Genomic DNA, 3,268 nt, shown 5'->3' with positions numbered 1-3,268 from the left:
GCCAGCAGATAACTATGTGCATTACGTCTCATCTTGTGATCTTCTATTGCATAATCAAACTAACCATACTATTTCCGCTTCAGTATCACCCAGCCCTTCTCTTCCAGCCGGCTGTTCCCTTTGTGCAGCGTCAGCACATAATAATACGTGCCTTCCTGGATATCCCCGCCACCCCACGAATTATCGTAGTCGTTGTGCCGGTACACCTCGTTGCCCCAGCGGTTAAACACCACCAGCTCAGCCCGGTCGTACCCTTCCAGGCCGATGATTTCAAATAGGTCGTTCTGTCCATCGCCGTTTGGCGTAAAGACGTTCGGCACTTTCAGCGGGTTGGCCGTTACCGTCACGGTTACCTGGGCCACATTGCTCCAGTGGCCCTCGCTGTCTTTCACGCGGTAAGAGAACCGGTCTTCGCCCACATATCCAGTTGCAGGGATATAGGTGATCGTACCGTCCGTACCGATGCTCAACGTGCCGTGCTGCGGCGGGCTGACAATTTCAATCGAGGCCGCATCCACAGGATGGGTATGTTCTCTATCATTACCCAATACCGAAATGGTTAAAGCCCTGTTCGAGGTTCCGCTGACAGCGTCATCCACTGCCTGCGGAGGCCGCACCGGGGTGACCGTTATCTCCGCCACATTGTTCCCACTATCCGGGTCGTTTTCATTACCGCGAACTTCAGCACGGTTCAGGTAGTCACCTTCGTCATTCACCGAGGCCGTGATCCGCAGCGTCCGGCTTTCACCGCTTGCCAGACCGCCAACCGTCCAGACACCGGATTCCGCGTCATAGCTGCCCGCCGATGCTTCCGCCGATTCGAACGTATACCCGGACGGCAGCCTGCCCAGCAGCTCAACGCCGGTGGCACTTTCAGGGCCCGCGTTGGTCACCTCGATGGTAAAGACCACCTGGCTTCCAACCATGGGTGATGCATTATCCACCGCCATGGTCACGGCCAGGTCTGAATAGTTGTCATCATCCGCAATGATCACTGTTGCCGTATTTGCGGTGCCTATAGTTACGGTGATGCCTGGAGAAGACACCTCTGTGAGGGTAACAGTCACCGTTTCTTCAGGCTCTGTGTGGTCATCATCCAAGACAATTACCGGTAGGGTAACACTGTTCTGACCGGCCGGTATCACCACCGTGCCGCTAAGGGCGACGTAGTCCTCTCCCGCGGTGGCGGTGCCGCCTACCGTATAAGTTACCGTGACATCTTTAGCCGCTGTAACGCCTGCAGGCAGGCTGATGGTAAAGGCGCCGTCTGTACCGGGCTCGGACGCATTACCGCTATTGCTGATGCTCAGTGCGTGATTCGCCGGCACGGTGCTTTCATCGTCTTCGATCTCCACTGTCGCACTACCCGTGCCCGTGAAGGTAAAATTCGCCGAAGTGCCACCAGTCAACGTCAACACCACCGTTTCGGTACCCTCGATAATCCGGTCATCGATTACTCTGACAAGCACCTCGATACCGCTTTCCCCCGCTGGGATAGTTGCCGTGCCTGTGAGAGCCGTATAGTCCGTTCCCGCCTCGGCGGTTCCTGTAACGGTGTAGGTAACCGTAATGTCCTCCGCTGCCGTTATTCCCGAAGGCAGGCTGATCGTGAACGCACCGTCAGTGCCCGGTTCAGCACCGTCGGCTGTTTTACTGATAGTAAGCTCCAGGTTCGCTGGCACCGCGCTCTCATCGTCCGCGATGTTCACCGTCGCACTGCCCGCACCTGTGAAGGTGAAGCTGGCACTGCTGCCGCCGGTGAGCGTGGCAATGACCGTTTCGGTCGGTTCAATGAGCTGGTCATCCATTACCACCACGGGGACGACGACAGCGTTCTGACCTGCGGCGATCACGGCCGTGCCGGTAAGGGCCGTATAGTCAGTTCCTGCCTCGGCGGTTCCGGTAACGGTGTAACTAACCGTGATGTCCTCCGATGCTGTTATTCCTGAAGGCAGTCCGATGGTAAAGGCACCATCAGTATCCGGTTCAGCACCGTCGGCTGTTTTGCTGATGGTAAGCTCCAGGTTCGCCGAAACCATGCTCTCATCGTCGACGATGTTCACTGTAGCTTCGCCATCAGTACCGCTTGCCGTAAAGGTGAAGCTGGTTGATGTGCCACCGTTTAGGGTCAGCACTACCGTTTCGGTACTTTCAATGATCTGATCATCGATCACCGCTACTGGTATAGCAATACTGTTTGCTCCAGCGGGGATGATTATCGAACTGGAAAGTGCCGTATAATCCATGCCGCTGGTAGCTGTACCTGTCACATTATAATTTATCAGGATGTCTTCCGTTGCCGTTACTCCCGAAGGCAAGCTAATCATAAATTCGCCGTTGGAGCTCGGCTCGGCCGCATCCACAGTGGCCGATACCGACAGGGTCATCTTGGTTGGATCGGCTCGGTCGTCGTCGGCTATGGTTACCGTGGCTTCGTTATCGGCGCTGGCCTCGAAGCTGAAGCGGGCTGAGCTGCCGCCCGTGATGGTCATGATCACTGTTTCGTCTGTTTCGATAATTTGATCATCCAGCACATCCACCGGAACCGTAATGCTGTTCTGACCCGCAGGGATCGTCAGCGTGCTTGTAATCGCCGCGTAGTCGTCGCCCGCCGTAGCCGTGCCGCTTATGGTGTAGCTCACCGCGATGTCCGCCGCGGATGTAACACCCGCAGGCAGGCTGACCGTGAACTCCCCGTCCACATCAGGCTCGGCAGCATTCGGCACGCTANCAGAGCTGCCGCCGGTGATCTCCAGTACCACCGTCTCGTCCCCTTCGATGATCCGGTCGTCCAGCACCGCGACCGGCACTGTAACACCGTTCTGGCCCGCAGGGATGACAATGTTCCCCGTTATGGCCGTGTAATCCGTATCGGCAAGGGCTGTACCTGACACGGTATAATTCACCGTAATGTCCTCGCTTGAGGTAACTCCCGCAGGTAGGCTGATTGTGAACTCCCCGTCCGTGCCGGGTTCTGCCGCATCCGGCACACTGGCCGTAACCGACAGCACCTGGCTGGCCGGATCGCTGCGCTCGTCGTCCGCAATGACCACCGTGGCTTCACCGTTCGCTCCGGCCGTGAAGGTGAAGCTGGCCGAGCTGCCGCCCGTGATGGTCATCACCACCGTTTCATCCGTTTCGATGATATTGTCATCCAGCACCGCCACCGGTACCGTCACGCCGTTCTGACCCGCAGGGATCACCACCGCTCCCGTGATCGCCGTGTAGTCGGCGTCAGCAGTAGCCGTGCCGGCCACCGTATAGTGTA

Annotated in this window: 1 protein-coding gene; it reads right to left on the bottom strand. The window is 57.4% G+C overall.

Features of this window, described 5'->3' with window-relative positions:
- Nucleotides 1-68: 68 nt before the first annotated feature.
- Nucleotides 69-3,203: a Calx-beta domain-containing protein gene (locus ACFOET_RS08235; protein ID WP_456320330.1), complete on the bottom strand. Its 3,135-nt coding sequence runs from the start codon at nucleotides 3,201-3,203 to the stop codon at nucleotides 69-71.
- Nucleotides 3,204-3,268: the final 65 nt, after the last annotated feature.

Source organism: Parapedobacter deserti (genome assembly GCF_042646065.1).
Taxonomy (GTDB): Bacteria; Bacteroidota; Bacteroidia; order Sphingobacteriales; family Sphingobacteriaceae; genus Parapedobacter; species Parapedobacter deserti.
This window is presented reverse-complemented; position numbering and strand designations above follow the sequence as displayed.